The organism is Pseudomonas sp. DCB_AW (assembly GCF_026240895.1).
Classification (GTDB): domain Bacteria; phylum Pseudomonadota; class Gammaproteobacteria; order Pseudomonadales; family Pseudomonadaceae; genus Aquipseudomonas; species Aquipseudomonas kermanshahensis.
Genome location: NZ_JAPFCE010000019.1, coordinates 53,978 through 70,195, shown reverse-complemented (window position 1 = coordinate 70,195; position 16,218 = coordinate 53,978). Strand labels below are relative to the sequence as shown.

Here is a 16,218-nt window from a genome sequence, read left to right as displayed (position 1 = left end):
GCACAAGGCTGCTCCTACAAGGGGACGCAGCTCAGATCTCTGTAGGAGCAGCCTTGTGCTGCGAATGGAGGCCAAAGGCCTCCCCGCATCTACCAGGCTATCAGTGAGCCCAAGGCAAGATCGGAATCGCCGTCACCGCATTCTGCGGGCTGCCTTCGATCATGCGGTCGCTGTACACCAGGTACACCAGGGTATTGCGCTTCTTGTCGAGAAAACGCACCACCTGCATGGTTTTGAACACCAACGAGGTGCGTTCCTTGAACACTTCCTCGCCATCTTTCAATTCGCCCTTGAAGTTGATCGGCCCCACCTGACGGCAGGCAATCGACGCTTCTGCCCGATCCTCGGCCAGGCCCAAGCCACCCTTCACGCCGCCGGTCTTAGCCCGCGACAGGTAACAGGTCACGCCCTCGACCTTGGGGTCATCGAATGCCTCGACCACGATGCGGTCGTTCGGCCCGACGAACTTGAACACGGTCGACACCTGGCCGACCTCCTCGGCACCGGCCAGCATCGGCAACGCCAACGCTGCCACGGCGATCATCCTTTTCAACATGCCCACGCCCTCAAACCAGAACCAGGTTGTCACGGTGCACCAGCTCGGGCTCCGCGCTGTAGCCCAGGATGCTTTCGATGGCATCGGACGGCTGGCCAATGATTTTTTGCGCCTCAAGGGCGCTGTAGTTGGCCAAACCGCGGGCCACTTCCAGGCCATCAGGGCCGACGCACACCACCATCTCACCACGCCGGAAACTGCCCTGCACGGTCTTCACGCCCACCGGCAACAGGCTCTTGTTGGCCTGGCGCAGCGCCTGCACGGCACCGGCGTCCAGCACCAGCGTGCCACGGGTTTGCAGGTGCCCGGCCAGCCACTGTTTGCGCGCTGCAAGCATGCCGCGCTCAGGCGACAGCAAGGTCCCCAGGCGCTCGCCCGTTTTGAGGCGGTCGAGCACACGCTCGATACGGCCACCGATGATGATGGTGTGGGCGCCGGAACGTGCCGCCAGGCGCGCCGCGCGCAGCTTGGTCTGCATGCCGCCACGCCCCAGAGCACCGCCGGTGCCACCGGCCACGGCGTCGAGCGACGGGTCGTCGGCGCGGGCTTCGTAGATCAGCTGGGCTTCAGGGTTGTTGCGCGGGTCGGCGTCGAACATGCCGTCGCGGTCGGTGAGAATCACCAGGAGGTCGGCTTCCACCAGGTTGGCCACCAGCGCGGCCAGGGTGTCGTTGTCGCCGAAGCGGATCTCGTCGGTGACCACGGTGTCGTTCTCGTTGATCACCGGCACCACGCCCAAGTCAACCAGCGTGCGCAGGGTGCTGCGGGCGTTGAGGTAACGCTTGCGGTCAGACAGGTCGTCATGGGTTAGCAGAATTTGCGCGGTGTGCTTGCCGTGCTCGCCGAAGCTCGACTCCCAGGCCTGTACCAGGCGCATCTGGCCGATCGACGCGGCCGCCTGCAGCTCGTTCATCGCGCTCGGTCGCGAGGTCCAGCCCAACTGGCTCATGCCAGCTGCCACGGCCCCCGAAGAGACCAGCACCAACTCCACGCCTGCTTCACGCAGCGCGACCATCTGCTCGACCCAAACGGCCATTGCGCCGCGATCGAGGCCCTTGCCATCGGCGGTCAGCAGAGCACTGCCAATCTTCACGACCCAGCGCTTGGCGCCCGTCACCTTGCTTCGCATCTTCTTCCAACCTATGTCGAATCTGTAGAGACCGTAGATACAAAAACGCCGCTCCAGAGAGCGGCGTTTAGTGTACTGCAACCGGTCAGTCGCGCACGTAAATGATTTCTGGGCCGTCTTCGTCGTCCTCGAAATCATCATCCCAACCGTCATCGTCGCCGATGTCGTGGACGCTCTTGACGCCAGTGCGACGCAGGGTGCGGGCGTCGTCCAGGGCCTGCAGCTGAGCACGGGCTTCGTCTTCGATGCGCTGATCGAGGTCGGCCAGTTCTTCGGCGTAGGCCGGGTCGTTGGCCAGGCGATCGGCGCGGTCTTCGAGGTAGCGCATCAGGTCGTGGCTGAGCTTGTCGGTGCCCTGCTTGGAGATGGCCGAGATCACGTAGACCGGGCCTTCCCACTGCAGACGCTCGACCACTTCCTTGACCCGCTCGTCGCGCTCGTCTTCCATGACCATGTCGGCCTTGTTCAGCACCAGCCAGCGCTCACGCTCGGCCAGCGACGGGCTGAAGCGGGTCAGCTCGTTGACGATCACTTCGGCGGCATCGGCCGGGCTGCTTTCGTCCAGCGGCGCCATGTCGACCAGGTGCAGCAGCACACGGGTACGTGCCAAGTGCTTGAGGAAGCGGATACCCAGGCCGGCACCGTCGGAAGCGCCTTCGATCAGGCCGGGGATGTCGGCGATGACGAAGCTCTTCCAGCGGTCGACGCTGACCACACCCAGGTTCGGCACCAGGGTGGTGAACGGGTAGTCGGCGACTTTCGGCTTGGCGGCCGACACCGAACGGATGAAGGTGCTCTTGCCAGCGTTCGGCAGGCCGAGCAGGCCGACGTCAGCCAGTACCTTCATTTCCATTTTCAGGTCGCGCTGATCACCCGGCTTGCCTGGGGTGGTCTGGCGCGGCGCACGGTTGGTGCTGGACTTGAAACGGGTGTTGCCCAGGCCGTGCCAGCCGCCTTGGGCGACCATCAATTTCTGGCCGGGGGTGATCAGGTCACCGATCACTTCCTGGGTGGTGGCGTCGATCACCGTGGTGCCGACCGGCACGCGCAGGAACAGGTCTTCACCCTTCTTGCCGGTGCAGTCAGTGCTGCCACCGTTGGCGCCACGCTGGGCCTCGTGGTGACGGGTGTAGCGGTAGTCGACCAGGGTGTTGAGGTTTTCGTCGGCGACCATGTAGACCGAACCGCCGTCACCGCCATCACCCCCGTTAGGGCCACCGTTTTCGATGAATTTTTCGCGACGGAAGCTCATGCAACCGTTACCGCCGTCACCGGCTTTGACTCGAATCGATACTTCGTCAACAAACTTCATTAAAACCGCCTCTCGTCGGCAGACGAGCTGAATACTTAAAAAACCTGAGGCTCTTGCAAAAATGAGCGCGGCGGCCCCGTACGACCGTAGAAACCCACGCCGGCAGCCCATACAAACAGCTTTGCAAGAGGCTCACCACAAACGAAAAAGCCCCGTCGCATGACGGGGCTTCTGGAGCGACGTCGCGATTAAGCGGCGACGATGCTCACGTAACGGCGGTTGAACTCGCCTTTCTTCTCGAACTTGATCACGCCTTCGATCTTGGCGAACAGGGTGTGATCCTTGCCCATGCCAACGCCGTAACCGGCGTGGAACTGGGTGCCGCGCTGACGGACGATGATGTTGCCGGCCTTGACGACCTGGCTGCCATACATCTTCACGCCAAGGCGTTTCGATTCTGAGTCGCGACCGTTACGGGTACTACCACCAGCCTTCTTGTGAGCCATGGTTCAATTCTCCAAATAAATTCAGGGGATCTAGGGGATTAAGCCTGGATGCCGGTGATTTTGATCTCGGTGAACCACTGGCGGTGGCCCATACGCTTCATGTGGTGCTTACGGCGACGGAACTTGATGATGCGGACTTTATCGTGACGGCCTTGCGAAACGACTTCTGCAACAACTTTAGCGCCAGCGACGACTGGTGCGCCGATGGTGACTTCTTCACCGTTGGCAACCAGCAGAACGCGATCGAAAGTCACGGATTCGCCAGTGGCGACTTCCAGTTTTTCGATCTTGAGGAATTCACCTTCAGCGACTTTGTACTGCTTGCCGCCGGTAACGATTACTGCGTAAGACATGGTATTTCTCCGATAATCCTGCTCACCCAGCGCTTTATATATTGAGTATTGGCTGGCATGGCTGCATGGGGCTGGAACGGCCCGGTGCAATTGCGTAAGGCAGGTGCTGCCCAGGAAGTTAGGGTGCGCGATTGTACGCAACCCCGGTTTTGCTTGCAAGTACCGCCCCGATGGCGCTGGCACCGCGCCTTGACACACCGGGACCCGCGACCTAGCATGCCGCGCAACGTCAATGGAGCAGCCGATGCAACCCCAAACCTTCTACCGCGCGGTGGCTGATGATTTCAGCGCCGTCGACGAGATCATCAAGAAGCAGCTGACCTCGCGCGTGCCGCTGGTATCGAAGATCGGCGACTATATCACGTCGGCCGGTGGCAAGCGCCTGCGTCCCCTGCTGGTCCTGCTCTGCGGCAAGGCCCTGGGCCGCGAAGGCGACGACCTGCGCCTGCTGGCAGCGACCATCGAATTCCTGCACACCGCCACCCTGCTGCACGACGACGTCGTCGACATGTCGGGCATGCGCCGTGGCCGTTCCACCGCCAATGCGCTGTGGGGCAACGCGCCAAGCGTGCTGGTAGGTGACTTCCTTTATTCGCGCTCGTTCGAAATGATGGTCGAACTGGGTTCGATGCCGGTCATGCAGATCCTCTCCAAGGCCACCCGCGTCATCGCCGAGGGTGAAGTGCTGCAGCTGTCGCGTGTTCGCGATGCCAGCACCACGGAAGAGGTGTACATGGAGGTCATCCGCGGCAAGACCGCCATGCTGTTCGAAGCCTCGACCCACAGCGCCGCCGCGCTGGCCGGCGCCAGCGAAGCACAGCGCGAGGCCCTGCGCACCTTCGGTGACCACCTGGGCGTGGCCTTCCAACTGGTCGACGACCTGCTGGACTACAAGGGCGATTCGCAGACCCTCGGCAAAAACGTCGGTGACGACCTGGCCGAAGGCAAGCCGACCCTGCCGCTGATCTACACCATGCGCGAAGGCACGCCTGAACAGGCTGCACTGGTGCGAAAGGCCATCCAGAAGGGCGGCCTGGAAGACCTCGAGCAGATCCGCGTAGCGGTCGAAGCCTCGGGCGCGTTGGACTACACCGCGCAGATGGCACGCGACTACGTGGCCAAGGCCATCGAGTGCCTGGAAGTGCTGCCAGCCAGCGAGTATCGCGATGCATTGATCGAGCTGAGCGAGTTTGCGGTAGCGCGTACGCACTAAGACAGCGTCGCCCTCTTCGCGGGACAAGCCCGCTCCCACAGGTACACCACTGCCCTTGAACTGGGTGGAGAACCTGTGGGAGCACAGGTACAGCACTGCCCTTGAGCTGAGTGGAGAACCTGTGGGAGCACAGGTACACCACTGCCCTTGAGCTGGGTGGAGAACCTGTGGGAGCGGGCTTGTCCCGCGAATGCTTTTGTACGGACAAAAACACTTCCCGCTTAAAACCTTATACAATATGGGCCTTTAACCGCCTGTCTGTTTAAGGAACCGAAGTGAGCACTCTGCCGCCCTGCCCCAAATGCAATTCCGAATACACCTATGAGGATGGCAGCCAGCTGATCTGCCCCGAATGCGCCCACGAGTGGTCGGCCAACGGCGAAGCCGAAGCCGCCAGCGATGACGTGGTGAAGAAGGATTCGGTCGGCAACGTCCTGCAGGACGGCGATACCGTCACCGTGATCAAGGACCTCAAGGTCAAGGGCTCGTCCCTGGTGGTGAAGGTCGGCACCAAGGTCAAAAATATCCGCCTGTGCGACGGCGACCACGACATCGACTGCAAGATCGACGGCATCGGCGCCATGAAGCTGAAGTCCGAGTTCGTACGCAAGGTCTGACAACGCTGTGCGACGGGGCTGCCTTTCAGGCGGCCCTGACAGATCCTGCAACAGGGTCACTGCACCATCCGGCAAAAATACGCCAATAGCCCCTTGCTATTTTGATAATAAGAATTATTCTCATTGGAATTGCTGTCCAAGGAGAATAGCCATGACTTATCTGATCGACGCCTGGCTCGAACGCCCTCACCCTTACCTGCGCATCCTGCATCGCGAGACTGGCGAAGTCTGTGCTGTGCTTGAAGAAGAAGCGCTCGATGAACTGCGAGACCAGGGCGACCTGGACATGAGCGGGCTGAATTCGAGTGAGCCTGGGGTGCTCAAGGAGCTGGTGCGGAATTTGTTTCTGTTTTGCTATGCGCGGGCGTTGCGCCCTGGGGGGACAGACTGGAATTGATGTTTGCAGGCCCGGCCTCTTCGCGGGGCAAGCCCGCTCCCACAAAGACCTCTCTGCTCATCTTGAGTATCTCTGTGGGAGCGGGCTTGCCCCGCGAATGGGCCGCAATGCGGCCCCAGCGGTCTTACAGAACGTCGAGCAGCTCGACGTCGAACACCAGGACGCTGTGCGGCGGGATGCTGCCAACGCCTTGGGCGCCGTAGGCCAGCTCGCTCGGCACGTACAGGCGCCATTTGCTGCCAGCGTTCATCAGCTGCAGGGCTTCGGTCCAGCCAGCGATCACGCCGCCAACCGGGAATTCAGCCGGCTGGCCACGGTCGTACGAGCTGTCGAACACGGTGCCGTCGATCAGGGTGCCGTGGTAGTGAGTACGCACGTTGCTTTCGCGGGTCGGCTTGGCGCCTTCACCTGCGGTCAGCACTTCGAACTGCAGGCCCGAAGCCAGGGTGGTGATGCCTTCGCGCTTGGCGTTTTCGGCGAGGAATGCCTTGCCAGCGCCAGCAGCGGCTTCAGCCTTGGCTGCAGCTTCGGCTTGCATGATGTCGCGGATGACTTTGAAGCTGGCCGACAGGTCGGCTTCGCTGACGCGGCTGTCGGCGCCGTTGAAGGCGTCGGTCAGGCCAGCCAGGATGGCATCCAGGCTGACGCCTGGTGGCGGGTTGTCACGCAGTTGACCACCCAGCTGACGGCCGATGCCGTAGCTGACGCGGGTTTCGTCGGTAGACAGGTTGAGTTCGGACATTGTCGTGCTCCACTGCAGGGCGCAGTGCAGCCGCGCCCTTGATGAAAAGGGCGAGCAGCCTAGCACACTGGGGCGCCGCGAGCAGCTACCAGGCCGAACGCTGGGAAATCGGCAATTTCAGGTCTTCTTCCGGGTGTGTGCCCATGCCACACATTTCGTCCTGCACAGACCAGTGCAACAGGTTCAGCGAGAGCAATGGAAGGTCCTTGAGCAGGCTCCGTGCCTCTTCCACGGAGTGCACGCGCAAGCGCTGCCCACGGCTGTCGGAAAGCGGATGCGCACGGCCCTTGACCCGGGCCTCAAGCAGATAATCGCCACCTTCGATGGCAATCAGGTTGAGTTCGTCGACATGGCCGACCCTGGCCTCGGTATTGAGCTGATGCAGGTTCATGAGAGCACCTCGCAGCGGGAACCGCGTGAGTGCTCATTTTTTGTACAAGGTTTGCGAATACACAAGGTAAAACTGACGCCACTGGTCAGTTTTACCCTCAAGCCGCGTGGGCTCAGTGCTTGGTGAGCTTGTCCAGGTAGCCCATGCAGAAGGCCGACACCACGAAGGTCATGTGGATGATCACATACCACATCAGGTAGTCGGTGGAGATGTTCTGCGCATCCATGAATACCCGCAGCAGGTGAATGGACGAAATGGCCACGATCGACGCAGCAACTTTCATCTTCAGCGACGAAGAGTCCATTTTGCCGAGCCAGTTGAGCTTTTCTTTGCTGTCGTCGATGTCCAGTTGCGAGACGAAGTTCTCGTAGCCGGAAATCATCACCATCACCAGCAGGCCGCCCACCAGCGACATGTCGATCAACGACAGGATCACCAGGATGAGGTCAGCTTCGCTCAGGGCAAATACATTGGGCAGGACGTGGACGACTTCCTGGAAGAATTTCAGCGCCAGGGCCAGCAGGCCGAGCGACAGGCCGAAGTAGATAGGGGCGAGCAGCCAGCGCGAGGCATACATCGCGTTTTCGAGAATACGTTCCATGGAGGGTAAGGGACTCGTCAGGTGACTAAAAAAGCGACGGCGAGTATAGCCAGCCACCTGTTACAGCAAAAGCTGAATCGAGTTGGCCCATTCGCAGCACAAGGCTGCCCCTACCGGTAGGAGCAGCCTTGTGCTGCGAATGGCCGCAAAGCGGCCCCAGCTCACTCAGCTTTCAGGATGAAACTGATAATCCCCCAGGTTGCGGCAACGCTCGCCATTGATGCGACGCAACTGCGCTTGCAGGTGCAGGCACCAGATCTGCGGGTCTTCGGTCACTTGGTAGCCATGCAGCGTGAGGCTGTCGACGATGGCATTGAGCACCGATTCGGCAACCAATGGCCCGTGGAACGGCCCCTGAGCCTTGATGGCCGAGGGTTGCTCACCGGCCATGCCGGCGGCGAACAGCAGCGTCCACATGCCATTGTCACCGGCGAGTGGGCGAATGCTGCATTCGATGCGGGTCACCAGGCCCAGGCACTGGCGAGTAAGGCTGAGGTTGCGCATGGCCGCGTCCCCTCCAATGAGCCCTGTTCAGCCTGAAACCCTCAGGCTGTTTCCATCCTGAACCCTGATTGCTCCCTAAGTTCCAGCATAGAAGAACAACACAGAAAGTTGGAAAACCGGCGCTGAACGGTAGCACATCGCCGCCAGCGCCGATTTATTGACTCAGGCGGGTTTAGCCTGCGCAATCATCTCTTCCAGGCGTTCCTTTTCCGCCTCTTTGATGTCTTCTTCGCTGATCATTTCGGCGATTTCCCGCAGGCGCTCCACCACGCGGGCATTGACGCTGCCCTCGGTGAACTCGCCCTTGTCATCCGCCACACCGGCCTCCTCGCCTACCAGCAGGCTCAGCGCCTCGTCAGCCTGGCTGACCGCGTAAACGTGGAACTGCCCGGCTTCGACCGCCTGCAGCACGCGTTCGTCGAGCATCAGGGTGGCCACGTTGGCCCGTGGAATGATCACCCCTTGGTCGCCGGTCAGGCCGCGCGCATCGCAGAGCCGGAAGAAGCCCTCGATCTTCTCGTTGACCCCGCCCACCGCCTGCACTTCACCGAACTGGTTGATCGAGCCAGTGATGGCAAAGCATTGCTTGAGCGGCGTGCGCGACAAGGCCGAGATCAGTGTGCAGACCTCACCCAGCGAGGCACTGTCACCGTCGACGTAGCCGTAGGACTGCTCCAGGGCGATGCTCGCCGAGATGGCCAGCGGGAACTCCTGGGCGTAGCGACTGCCCAGGTAGCCGGTCAGAATCATCACCCCTTTGGAGTGGATCGGCTGGCCCAGGTTGACCTCACGCTCGATGTCGACAATGCCGCTGCCACCGGGGTAGACGCTGGCAGAGATACGCGCCGGCATGCCGAACGCCGAATCGCCCACTTCCAGCACCGTCAGGCCGTTGCACTTGCCGATGGCCGCGCCTTCGGTGTCGATCAGGATGATGCCGGCGAGCATGTCGTCCAGCACCCGCTGCGACACACGCCCGGTACGGGTGGCCTTGGCCTTGAGTGCGCGTTCGATGTGGCCGGCATCGGTCATCTCGTCGCTGGCCAGTTGGCGGATGAAGTCGGCCTCGCTGACCAGCTGGAACAGGTCACCGATGCGCGCCGACAGCCGCGACTGGTTTTCTGCCAGCCGGGCACTGTAGGTGGCCAGGCGCGCCACGGCGTCGCTGGTCAGCGGCGCCATGCCTTCTTCGTTGGTGCGGGTACGCAAGAGCTGGGCGAACTGCTCCAGGTTCTCGTCGACCATGGGCATGTCTTCGTCGAAGTCCACCAGCACCCGGAACATTTCCTGGAAGTCCGGATCATGGTCCTGCAGCGCGTAGTAAAGCTGGCGCGAGCCGATGATTACCAGCTTGACGTTGAGCGGGATCATCTGTGGCGTCAGGCTGACGCTCGCCACGCGGCCCAGTTCACCCAGCGGCGACTCCATCTTCAGCTTGCGCGACTGCAGCGCACGCTTGAGCGCATCCCAGACGAAGGGCTCGCCAAGCATCTTCTCGGCTTCAAGAATCAGGAAGCCGCCGTTGGCCCGGTGCAAGGCGCCTGGGCGCAATTGGCGATAGGAGGTGTACAGCGCGCCTTGGTCGGTGCTGTATTCGATCCGGCCGAACAGGTTGTCGTACGTCGGGTGCGGCTCGAACACCACTGGCGCGCCGCCATCGTGGTGATGGCCGACCACCAGGCTTGGGGCGTATTGCTCTTCGAGCATCTTGCGCGCCACGGCGTCGGTCTTGCTGTCATCGACCAACTGCTCGACCACGGTGCGCAGCAGGTTCAGTTGCACCGACTGCAGGTAGGCGCACACCGCAGCGTTCTCGGCGTACTTTTCAGACAGCGGCGCCAGCAGCGGCTGCAGGGACAGGGTGATGGTTTCTTCGTTGAGCTGACGCAGCTGGTTGTTCGACTCACGCTTCCACTGCGGCAGGCTGGCCAGTTCTTCGTTGAGGCGCTCCTCGAGCAGGGCGATGTCCTCGTGGAACTGCTCGCGCACCGCTTCAGGCAGCTGTGCGAACTCAGCTTCGTCCAGCGCCTTGCCTTCGGCCATCGGGGTGAAGGCAACGTTGCTGGCGTCGCGGTACAGGGCCACGTCTTTTTCCAGCGACGCCCGCTCGATCACATCCAGGGCGCGGTCGTAGCGCTGGTTAAAGGCGCGGTCGATGGCGCCCTTCTTCTGCTGGTACGACGGGTGCTCGAACACTGCCGGGAAGGTCGACAACAGGTTGTCGATCAGCCCACCCATGTCGGCGATGAATTCACCGGCACTGCCCGAGGGCAGCTCCAGGGCACGCGGCTCGCGGGTTTCCTCGAAGTGGTTGACGTAAACCCAGTCGGCTGGGGTGTGCTGGCGCTTGCCCTCGGCCTTGAGGTAGCGCTTGACGAACGAGAAGCGGCCCGTGCCGGGCTCGCCCATCACATACACGTTGTAACCAGGGCGAGGCATGGCCACGCCGAATTGCAGGGCCTCGACTGCTCGCTCCTGGCCCAGAACGCCTCGAAACGGCTCCAGATCGTCGGTATGGGTAAAAGCAAACTGCTCGGGGGAAAAACGCCGGGTCAGGGCTTCAGGCGCAAGACGCAGGCGCGCAGCGACAGGATCGGGCATTGGGTTTCCTTACTTCGGCGGGGCGGATACGGAGCATTCTGGCGCTGCCCGCGCGCGCCTTGCAAGGCTCACCGGGACTTTATGTCGCAGTCGCGATAACGCAGGCCTCCAGGCAAATTTTTCGCAATCAACAACGCAACCTTTAGATCGTGCCTAAACTCCAAGCTGCGCGGGTGGGTGAAAAGCTTTCCCGACCTGGCAACCGAGTTGCCAGAAACCCTGACCCTTGGTTTAAGACAAATAGAGAACAAATGCTATGAAACGGATTCTTCTGGGTACTCTGTTCACCGTGGTCTCCCTCAATGCCATGGCTGAAGCGCCAGGCGGCCCGAACTGCGGCTGGGGCAACATGCTGTTCGAAGGCCAACGCGGTACGCCGGCTCACTTCCTGGCTTCCACCACCAACGGCACCTCCGGTAACGCCACCTTCGGCATGACCTCCGGCACCAATGGCTGCTCCACCAAGGCTTCGCTGACCTATGGCGGCAAGTCGTGGTTTGCCATGAATGGCATGATGAACGAACTGTCCGAAGACATGGCCATGGGCAAAGGCGAGGCGCTGACCACCTATGCCGTGGTACTGGGCGTAGCGCCGGAAGACCGTACTTACTTCGAGTCGGTCACCCACCAGCACTTCAGCCAGATCTTCAGCAGCGCCGACGTCACGGCCGAAACCGTGCACAGCAATACCCTGGCTGTTCTGAAGAACGACCCACGCCTGGCCAAATACGCCACCGAGGCTTAAGCGCAGCATCCCCGCCCCCCTGTCGGGGCGGGTTTCGCCCTTTCTTTCGGCATCGTGAAGAAGTAGTTGCCCGATATGCTCAAACGCCTCGCTTACCTGGCGCTGTGTGCCTGCGCCCCTGTTCATGCTGCGCCTGCGCTGGATGAAGGCCGTCTTCAGCAATTGGCCAATAACCCCTACTGGATCGCCTTGGGCCATTACGAAACCGCCAAGCTGGGTGGTTGGCGCAGCTATGTGGACGATACCCAGTTCTTTCTCGCCGACGATGGCGCGCACCACCCGGACCAAGAGTTGCGGGCCACGGTGCAGGCCCTGTATGCACCCGCCAGCCTGGGCGACAAGCATGCCCAGTGCGTTTTCCCAGCGCGTACCCGCTGGCTCAAGGAGCAACTGGGGCTGACCGACCTGCCACAGCCCGACTGCCAGGAATTCAAGACCTGGTACACCTCGATCGACCCGCACAGCGCCGCGCTGATCTTCCCGGCGGCCTACCTGAACAGCCCTTCGTCGATGTTCGGCCACACCTTGCTGCGCATCGACCAGTCCAACACCCACAGCGACGACACCACGCTGCTGAGCTACGCGATCAACTTCGGCGCCTACATAGAAGGCAGCGACAACAGCATCCTGTATGCCTGGAAAGGCCTGATGGGCGGCTACCCAGGCCTGTTCGCGCTGATGCCCTACCAAGAGAAGCTGTCCGAGTACCGCAGCCTGGAAAACCGCGACCTGTGGGAGTACCAGCTGGACCTCACCCCGCAAGAGACCGGGCGCATGGTCGAGCATGTGTGGGAGCTGAAGCAGATCCAGTTCGACTATTTCTTCTTCGACGAGAACTGTTCGTACCGCCTGCTCGAACTGCTGCAGGTGGCGCGGCCAGGCCTGGATTTGACGTCGCAGTTCCCGCTGACCGCCATCCCAACCGACACGGTCAAGGCGGTGCGCCAGTCTGGCCTGGTGTCCAGCGTCAACTACCGGCCTTCGCGCGAGCGCGAACTGCTGGCCCGCGCCGAGCCGCTTGACCCTCACGAAAAGCAGCAGGTGCTGGCTGTCAGCGCCGATACCGCACAGCTGCAAAGCCCTGAGTTCACTGCCCTGCCCCGCGAGCGCCAGGCGCTGGTACAGGACGCTGCCTACCGCCTGGAGCGTTACCGCGCCAATGGCCAGCAACGCGACCCAGGCCAGGCCACGCGCAGCTTCGAGCTGCTGCGCGCAATCAACCGCAACCCGCCGCCGGCGCTGCAAATCGAGCGCCCCGGCCTGCCTGAGGATGGCCATGATTCACGCACCTGGCAGCTGGGTGTCGGCACGCGGGAAGACCGTGCCTACGCCGAGTACGGCCTGCGCATGGCGTATCACGACCTCAACGACAACGCCTACGGCTTCCCACTGGGCGCGCAAATCGAGATTCTGCAGCTGAAAGTCCGCCAGTACGAAGGCAACGACTGGCAGGTGCAGCGCCTGGACCTTGCCACCATCCGCTCGCTGACACCCCGCAATGCGCTGCTCAAACCATGGTCATGGCAGGTGACCGGTGGCCTGGAACGGGTGCCGGGCAAGCATGACGACGAAGTGCTGGTCAGCCATGTGAATGGCGGCGCTGGCGGCACCTGGCAACTGGCCGACGAACTGCTGGGCTTCGCCCTGGGCACGGTGCGCGTTGAACACCACAATGATTTTGCCGAGTTCATCTCCCCTGCTGCCGGGTTCAACAGCGGCCTGCTATGGCGCAACGGGCTGGGCAACATGACGCTGGAGGCGAAGGGCGACTTCTTCACCAACGGCGAAGTGCGGCGCAGCGTGAGCCTGAATCAGCAATGGGAAATCAGCCGCAACCTGGGCCTGCGGTTAAGTGCCTCGCGCGAATTCAGCCACCTGGCGACGGCGCAGAACGAAGTGATGCTGGAGCTGAAGTGGTACCACTACTGACTCTTTGACACTGTTTTGACAGCTCGCCGACAAATCGCCCCCTAGACTCTCCAGCATCAATTGGAGGGTCTGGTGTTCATGTCGCGGTACTGGTTAGGCCTGTGCGTTGCCTTTTTGCTGTCAGGGTGCGAAACCACCCACGAACAGATGCTCGACCACGGTTACCCCCCCGCCTACGCCGATGGCTTCCAGGATGGCTGCAGCAGCGGCCGGCAGGCGGCCGGGGTGATGGCCGGCGACTTCCGCAAGGACGTGCCGCGCTACCTGCACAATCGCCAGTACGAAAGCGGCTGGGACGATGGCTTTCGCCAATGCCACGCCCTGCAGAACAGCGAAGAGCAGCGTCAATACCGTGACCGCTACTGGGACCAACGCGACCGTGACTGGGAGCACGAGAAGAACCGCGATGCCGCACGGGCCTATCGCCACGACTAGGTCGCAAACTGACATCCCTTGAAACCGGCGGCCTGCCATCATGGTCTCCTGCACAAGGAGGCCACCATGAGCCGAGCGTTCGTCAACGAAGACCAAGCTGCCGCCCAGGCCGACCAACCGGTTGAGCGACGGGTGAGCGAGCAGCCCAACTACGTCACGGCCAGTGGCCTGGCGCAATTGCAGCAGCGGGTAGCCGAACTCAATACATTGCGCAGCCAGTTGCAGGCCCAGGGCGAGCGTGCCGACAAGCAGCGCCTGGCCGATGCCGAGCGCGACCTGCGCTACTTCAGCGCACGGGTGCAGAGTGCCCAGGTGGTGCCAGCCGCTACCTCGCGGGACAAGGTGCAGATCGGTAGCCGGGTAAGCTTTGTGGATGAGCAGGGCCAAGCGCATGAGGTGCAGCTGGTGGGGGAAGATCAGGCCGATGCGGGCCACGGGTTGATCAACTGGGGCTCGCCGCTGGGGCGGGCGTTGCTAGGCGCGGGGCCTGGGGATGAAGTGATGTGGCGGCGGCCGGTGGGGGATCAGATGATCGAGGTGGTCGCTATCGCGGGTGAGGCTTGAGAGCCTTGGGGCTGCGCTGCAGCCCATTCGCGGCGCAAGGCCGCTCCCACAGGTTCGGCGCTAGCCTTGGAGGCTACATAGTTCGGGTGGGAGCGGCCTTGTGCCGCGAATGGGCCGCAAAGCGGCCCCAGCGATCTTGGATCAGACCACGCCCTGCGCCAGCATGGCATCAGCCACTTTCACAAAGCCGGCGATGTTCGCACCCTTGACGTAGTTGATCGTGCCATCCGCCTCTTCACCATAGTGAACACAGGCATGGTGGATCGACTGCATGATGTTGTGCAGCTTGCTGTCCACTTCACCGGCCGTCCACAGCAGGCGCATGGCGTTCTGCGACATTTCCAGGCCCGACACGGCCACGCCACCCGCGTTGGATGCCTTGCCCGGGGCGTACAGAATGCCTGCCTCGAGGAAGATATCCACCGCCTCAAGGGTGGTCGGCATGTTGGCGCCTTCGGCGACGCAGAAGCAGCCATTGCGCAGCAGGGTGCGGGCGTCTTCGGTGTCCAACTCGTTTTGCGTGGCGCACGGCAGGGCGATGTCGCACGGCAGGCTCCACGGGGTCTGGCCCTTGCGGAACTCAAGGCCAAATTCAACGGCCAATGTGCTGAGGCGGCCACGCTTGACGTTTTTCAGCTCCATCACGGCGTCCCACTGGGCGTCGCTGAGGCCGGCTTCGGCGTACAGGGTGCCTTCGGAATCGGACAGCGAGATAACCTTGCCGCCCAGGTCCATGACCTTGCGCGCAGCATACTGGGCCACGTTGCCGGACCCAGAAATGGCCACGCGACGGCCATCGATGCGCAGGTCACGGCGCTTGAGCATTTCTTCAGCGAAGTAGACGCAGCCGTAGCCGGTGGCTTCCGGGCGAATCAAGCTGCCGCCATAAGTCATGCCCTTGCCGGTCAGCACCGAGGTGAACTGGTTGGCCAGGCGCTTGTACTGGCCGAACATGAAGCCAATCTCGCGCGCGCCCACACCGATGTCACCGGCCGGTACGTCGAGGTCGGCGCCGATGTGGCGGTACAGTTCGCTCATGAACGCCTGGCAGAAGCGCATCACTTCTGCATCGCTCTTGCCCTTGGGGTCGAAGTCCGAGCCGCCTTTACCGCCACCCATGGGCAGCGAGGTCAGGGAGTTCTTGAACACCTGCTCGAAGGCCAGGAACTTAAGCACGCTCAGGTTCACCGACGGGTGGAAGCGCAGGCCGCCCTTGTACGGGCCGATGGCGCTGCTCATTTGGATGCGGTAGCCGCGGTTGACCTGGACCTTGCCCTGGTCATCGACCCACGAAACACGGAACAGCACCGCGCGCTCGGGCTCAACCATGCGCTCCAGGATACCGGCCTGCAGGTAATGAGGGTTGGCTTCGAGGAACGGCCACAGGGTACGCAAGACTTCTTCCACCGCCTGGTGGAATTCAGGCTGGGCAGGATCGCGTTGCTTGAGGCGCGCGAGGAAATTGTCGACAGATTCGATCATGGTAGACATCTCACCAAGAGGGATTGGACTTATTGGTTTTTTTTCGAATGTACCAAGAAGCAATCGCACGAGAACAGGGCGTAATGTCGTTTTTTTGAAATTATTTGGTGCGTTTTATATAAATGTATACAAAATGATGAAAATATTGTTAGCAGAATCGGCCTCTTCGCGGGCAAGCCCGCTCCCACAGGGGCCTGTGAA

At 61.9% G+C, this 16,218-nt stretch carries 18 protein-coding genes; 7 read left to right on the top strand and 11 right to left on the bottom strand.

The window, feature by feature from the left end:
* Positions 1-100: 100 nt before the first annotated feature.
* The 5 genes from OO306_RS13485 to rplU form a co-directional block, all read right to left on the bottom strand.
* The gene (locus OO306_RS13485; RefSeq protein ID WP_172960338.1) at positions 101-556 is read right to left on the bottom strand and encodes a CreA family protein; all 456 of its coding nucleotides are present in this window, start codon (positions 554-556) and stop codon (positions 101-103) included.
* Positions 557-566: 10 nt separating this feature from the next.
* Positions 567-1,685, bottom strand: a complete 1,119-nt coding sequence (proB, locus tag OO306_RS13480) for a glutamate 5-kinase (RefSeq protein WP_027594518.1) — start codon at positions 1,683-1,685, stop codon at positions 567-569.
* Positions 1,686-1,770: 85 nt separating this feature from the next.
* Complete coding sequence (gene cgtA / locus OO306_RS13475; RefSeq protein ID WP_027594519.1) at positions 1,771-2,997, bottom strand: Obg family GTPase CgtA; 1,227 nt, start codon at positions 2,995-2,997, stop codon at positions 1,771-1,773.
* Positions 2,998-3,185: 188 nt separating this feature from the next.
* Positions 3,186-3,443, bottom strand: coding sequence for a 50S ribosomal protein L27 (rpmA, locus tag OO306_RS13470; RefSeq protein ID WP_008092023.1), 258 nt, complete (start codon positions 3,441-3,443; stop codon positions 3,186-3,188).
* A 38-nt stretch (positions 3,444-3,481) separates the two neighbouring features.
* On the bottom strand, positions 3,482-3,796 hold the full coding sequence (gene rplU, locus OO306_RS13465; RefSeq protein ID WP_003247466.1) for a 50S ribosomal protein L21: 315 nt from the start codon (positions 3,794-3,796) through the stop codon (positions 3,482-3,484).
* 244 nt (positions 3,797-4,040) lie between these two features.
* Here rplU and OO306_RS13460 point away from each other — a divergent pair, with 244 nt between their 5' ends.
* The 3 genes from OO306_RS13460 (at position 4,041) to OO306_RS13450 (ending at position 6,023) form a co-directional block, all read left to right on the top strand.
* A complete protein-coding gene (locus tag OO306_RS13460; RefSeq protein WP_027594520.1) occupies positions 4,041-5,009 on the top strand; it encodes a polyprenyl synthetase family protein in 969 nt (322 codons plus the stop codon).
* A gap of 275 nt (positions 5,010-5,284) precedes the next feature.
* Positions 5,285-5,626 (top strand): zinc ribbon domain-containing protein YjdM, encoded by a 342-nt coding sequence (locus tag OO306_RS13455; protein WP_027594521.1) that lies wholly within the window; start codon positions 5,285-5,287, stop codon positions 5,624-5,626.
* 151 nt (positions 5,627-5,777) lie between these two features.
* Positions 5,778-6,023, top strand: coding sequence for a hypothetical protein (locus OO306_RS13450; RefSeq protein WP_010951938.1), 246 nt, complete (start codon positions 5,778-5,780; stop codon positions 6,021-6,023).
* A gap of 124 nt (positions 6,024-6,147) precedes the next feature.
* Here the strand turns inward: OO306_RS13450 and OO306_RS13445 are convergent, their stop codons facing one another.
* From OO306_RS13445 to OO306_RS13425, 5 genes are all read right to left on the bottom strand, one after another.
* Positions 6,148-6,765, bottom strand: coding sequence for an FKBP-type peptidyl-prolyl cis-trans isomerase (locus tag OO306_RS13445; RefSeq protein ID WP_027594522.1), 618 nt, complete (start codon positions 6,763-6,765; stop codon positions 6,148-6,150).
* A gap of 85 nt (positions 6,766-6,850) precedes the next feature.
* Positions 6,851-7,156, bottom strand: coding sequence for a DUF6482 family protein (locus OO306_RS13440; protein WP_085274308.1), 306 nt, complete (start codon positions 7,154-7,156; stop codon positions 6,851-6,853).
* Positions 7,157-7,268: 112 nt separating this feature from the next.
* Entirely contained in the window at positions 7,269-7,757 is a 489-nt protein-coding gene (locus OO306_RS13435) for a TIGR00645 family protein (RefSeq protein ID WP_016501546.1), read from the bottom strand.
* A gap of 165 nt (positions 7,758-7,922) precedes the next feature.
* On the bottom strand, positions 7,923-8,261 hold the full coding sequence (locus OO306_RS13430) for a hypothetical protein (RefSeq protein ID WP_027594524.1): 339 nt from the start codon (positions 8,259-8,261) through the stop codon (positions 7,923-7,925).
* A gap of 162 nt (positions 8,262-8,423) precedes the next feature.
* Positions 8,424-10,862, bottom strand: a complete 2,439-nt coding sequence (locus OO306_RS13425; RefSeq protein ID WP_027594525.1) for a Lon protease family protein — start codon at positions 10,860-10,862, stop codon at positions 8,424-8,426.
* Between the two features lie 256 nt (positions 10,863-11,118).
* On the opposite strand from OO306_RS13425, the gene OO306_RS13420 reads away from it, so the two are divergent.
* The 4 genes from OO306_RS13420 (at position 11,119) to OO306_RS13405 (ending at position 14,535) form a co-directional block, all read left to right on the top strand.
* Entirely contained in the window at positions 11,119-11,607 is a 489-nt protein-coding gene (locus tag OO306_RS13420) for a DUF3015 domain-containing protein (RefSeq protein WP_027594526.1), read from the top strand.
* Between the two features lie 75 nt (positions 11,608-11,682).
* Positions 11,683-13,536, top strand: coding sequence for a DUF4105 domain-containing protein (locus OO306_RS13415; protein ID WP_099452859.1), 1,854 nt, complete (start codon positions 11,683-11,685; stop codon positions 13,534-13,536).
* A 78-nt stretch (positions 13,537-13,614) separates the two neighbouring features.
* A complete protein-coding gene (locus OO306_RS13410) occupies positions 13,615-13,971 on the top strand; it encodes a hypothetical protein (protein WP_027594528.1) in 357 nt (118 codons plus the stop codon).
* 66 nt (positions 13,972-14,037) lie between these two features.
* Positions 14,038-14,535 carry a GreA/GreB family elongation factor gene (locus OO306_RS13405; protein ID WP_265968987.1) on the top strand — a complete coding sequence of 166 codons (498 nt, stop codon included), beginning with the start codon at positions 14,038-14,040 and terminating at the stop codon, positions 14,533-14,535.
* 141 nt (positions 14,536-14,676) lie between these two features.
* On the opposite strand, the gene gdhA is transcribed toward OO306_RS13405, so the two are convergent.
* Complete coding sequence (gene gdhA, locus OO306_RS13400; protein WP_265968985.1) at positions 14,677-16,017, bottom strand: NADP-specific glutamate dehydrogenase; 1,341 nt, start codon at positions 16,015-16,017, stop codon at positions 14,677-14,679.
* Positions 16,018-16,218: the final 201 nt, after the last annotated feature.

What these genes read in the sequence shown, in the direction of transcription:
- OO306_RS13485 (WP_172960338.1), bottom strand. Translation starts at nt 556, where the DNA reads ATGTTGAAAAGGATGATCGCCGTGGCAGCGTTGGCGTTGCCGATGCTG.
- proB (WP_027594518.1), bottom strand. Translation starts at nt 1,685, where the DNA reads ATGCGAAGCAAGGTGACGGGCGCCAAGCGCTGGGTCGTGAAGATTGGC.
- cgtA (WP_027594519.1), bottom strand. Translation starts at nt 2,997, where the DNA reads ATGAAGTTTGTTGACGAAGTATCGATTCGAGTCAAAGCCGGTGACGGC.
- rpmA (WP_008092023.1), bottom strand. Translation starts at nt 3,443, where the DNA reads ATGGCTCACAAGAAGGCTGGTGGTAGTACCCGTAACGGTCGCGACTCA.
- rplU (WP_003247466.1), bottom strand. Translation starts at nt 3,796, where the DNA reads ATGTCTTACGCAGTAATCGTTACCGGCGGCAAGCAGTACAAAGTCGCT.
- OO306_RS13460 (WP_027594520.1), top strand. Translation starts at nt 4,041, where the DNA reads ATGCAACCCCAAACCTTCTACCGCGCGGTGGCTGATGATTTCAGCGCC.
- OO306_RS13450 (WP_010951938.1), top strand. Translation starts at nt 5,778, where the DNA reads ATGACTTATCTGATCGACGCCTGGCTCGAACGCCCTCACCCTTACCTG.
- OO306_RS13445 (WP_027594522.1), bottom strand. Translation starts at nt 6,765, where the DNA reads ATGTCCGAACTCAACCTGTCTACCGACGAAACCCGCGTCAGCTACGGC.
- OO306_RS13440 (WP_085274308.1), bottom strand. Translation starts at nt 7,156, where the DNA reads ATGAACCTGCATCAGCTCAATACCGAGGCCAGGGTCGGCCATGTCGAC.
- OO306_RS13435 (WP_016501546.1), bottom strand. Translation starts at nt 7,757, where the DNA reads ATGGAACGTATTCTCGAAAACGCGATGTATGCCTCGCGCTGGCTGCTC.
- OO306_RS13430 (WP_027594524.1), bottom strand. Translation starts at nt 8,261, where the DNA reads ATGCGCAACCTCAGCCTTACTCGCCAGTGCCTGGGCCTGGTGACCCGC.
- OO306_RS13425 (WP_027594525.1), bottom strand. Translation starts at nt 10,862, where the DNA reads ATGCCCGATCCTGTCGCTGCGCGCCTGCGTCTTGCGCCTGAAGCCCTG.
- OO306_RS13420 (WP_027594526.1), top strand. Translation starts at nt 11,119, where the DNA reads ATGAAACGGATTCTTCTGGGTACTCTGTTCACCGTGGTCTCCCTCAAT.
- OO306_RS13415 (WP_099452859.1), top strand. Translation starts at nt 11,683, where the DNA reads ATGCTCAAACGCCTCGCTTACCTGGCGCTGTGTGCCTGCGCCCCTGTT.
- OO306_RS13410 (WP_027594528.1), top strand. Translation starts at nt 13,615, where the DNA reads ATGTCGCGGTACTGGTTAGGCCTGTGCGTTGCCTTTTTGCTGTCAGGG.
- OO306_RS13405 (WP_265968987.1), top strand. Translation starts at nt 14,038, where the DNA reads ATGAGCCGAGCGTTCGTCAACGAAGACCAAGCTGCCGCCCAGGCCGAC.
- gdhA (WP_265968985.1), bottom strand. Translation starts at nt 16,017, where the DNA reads ATGATCGAATCTGTCGACAATTTCCTCGCGCGCCTCAAGCAACGCGAT.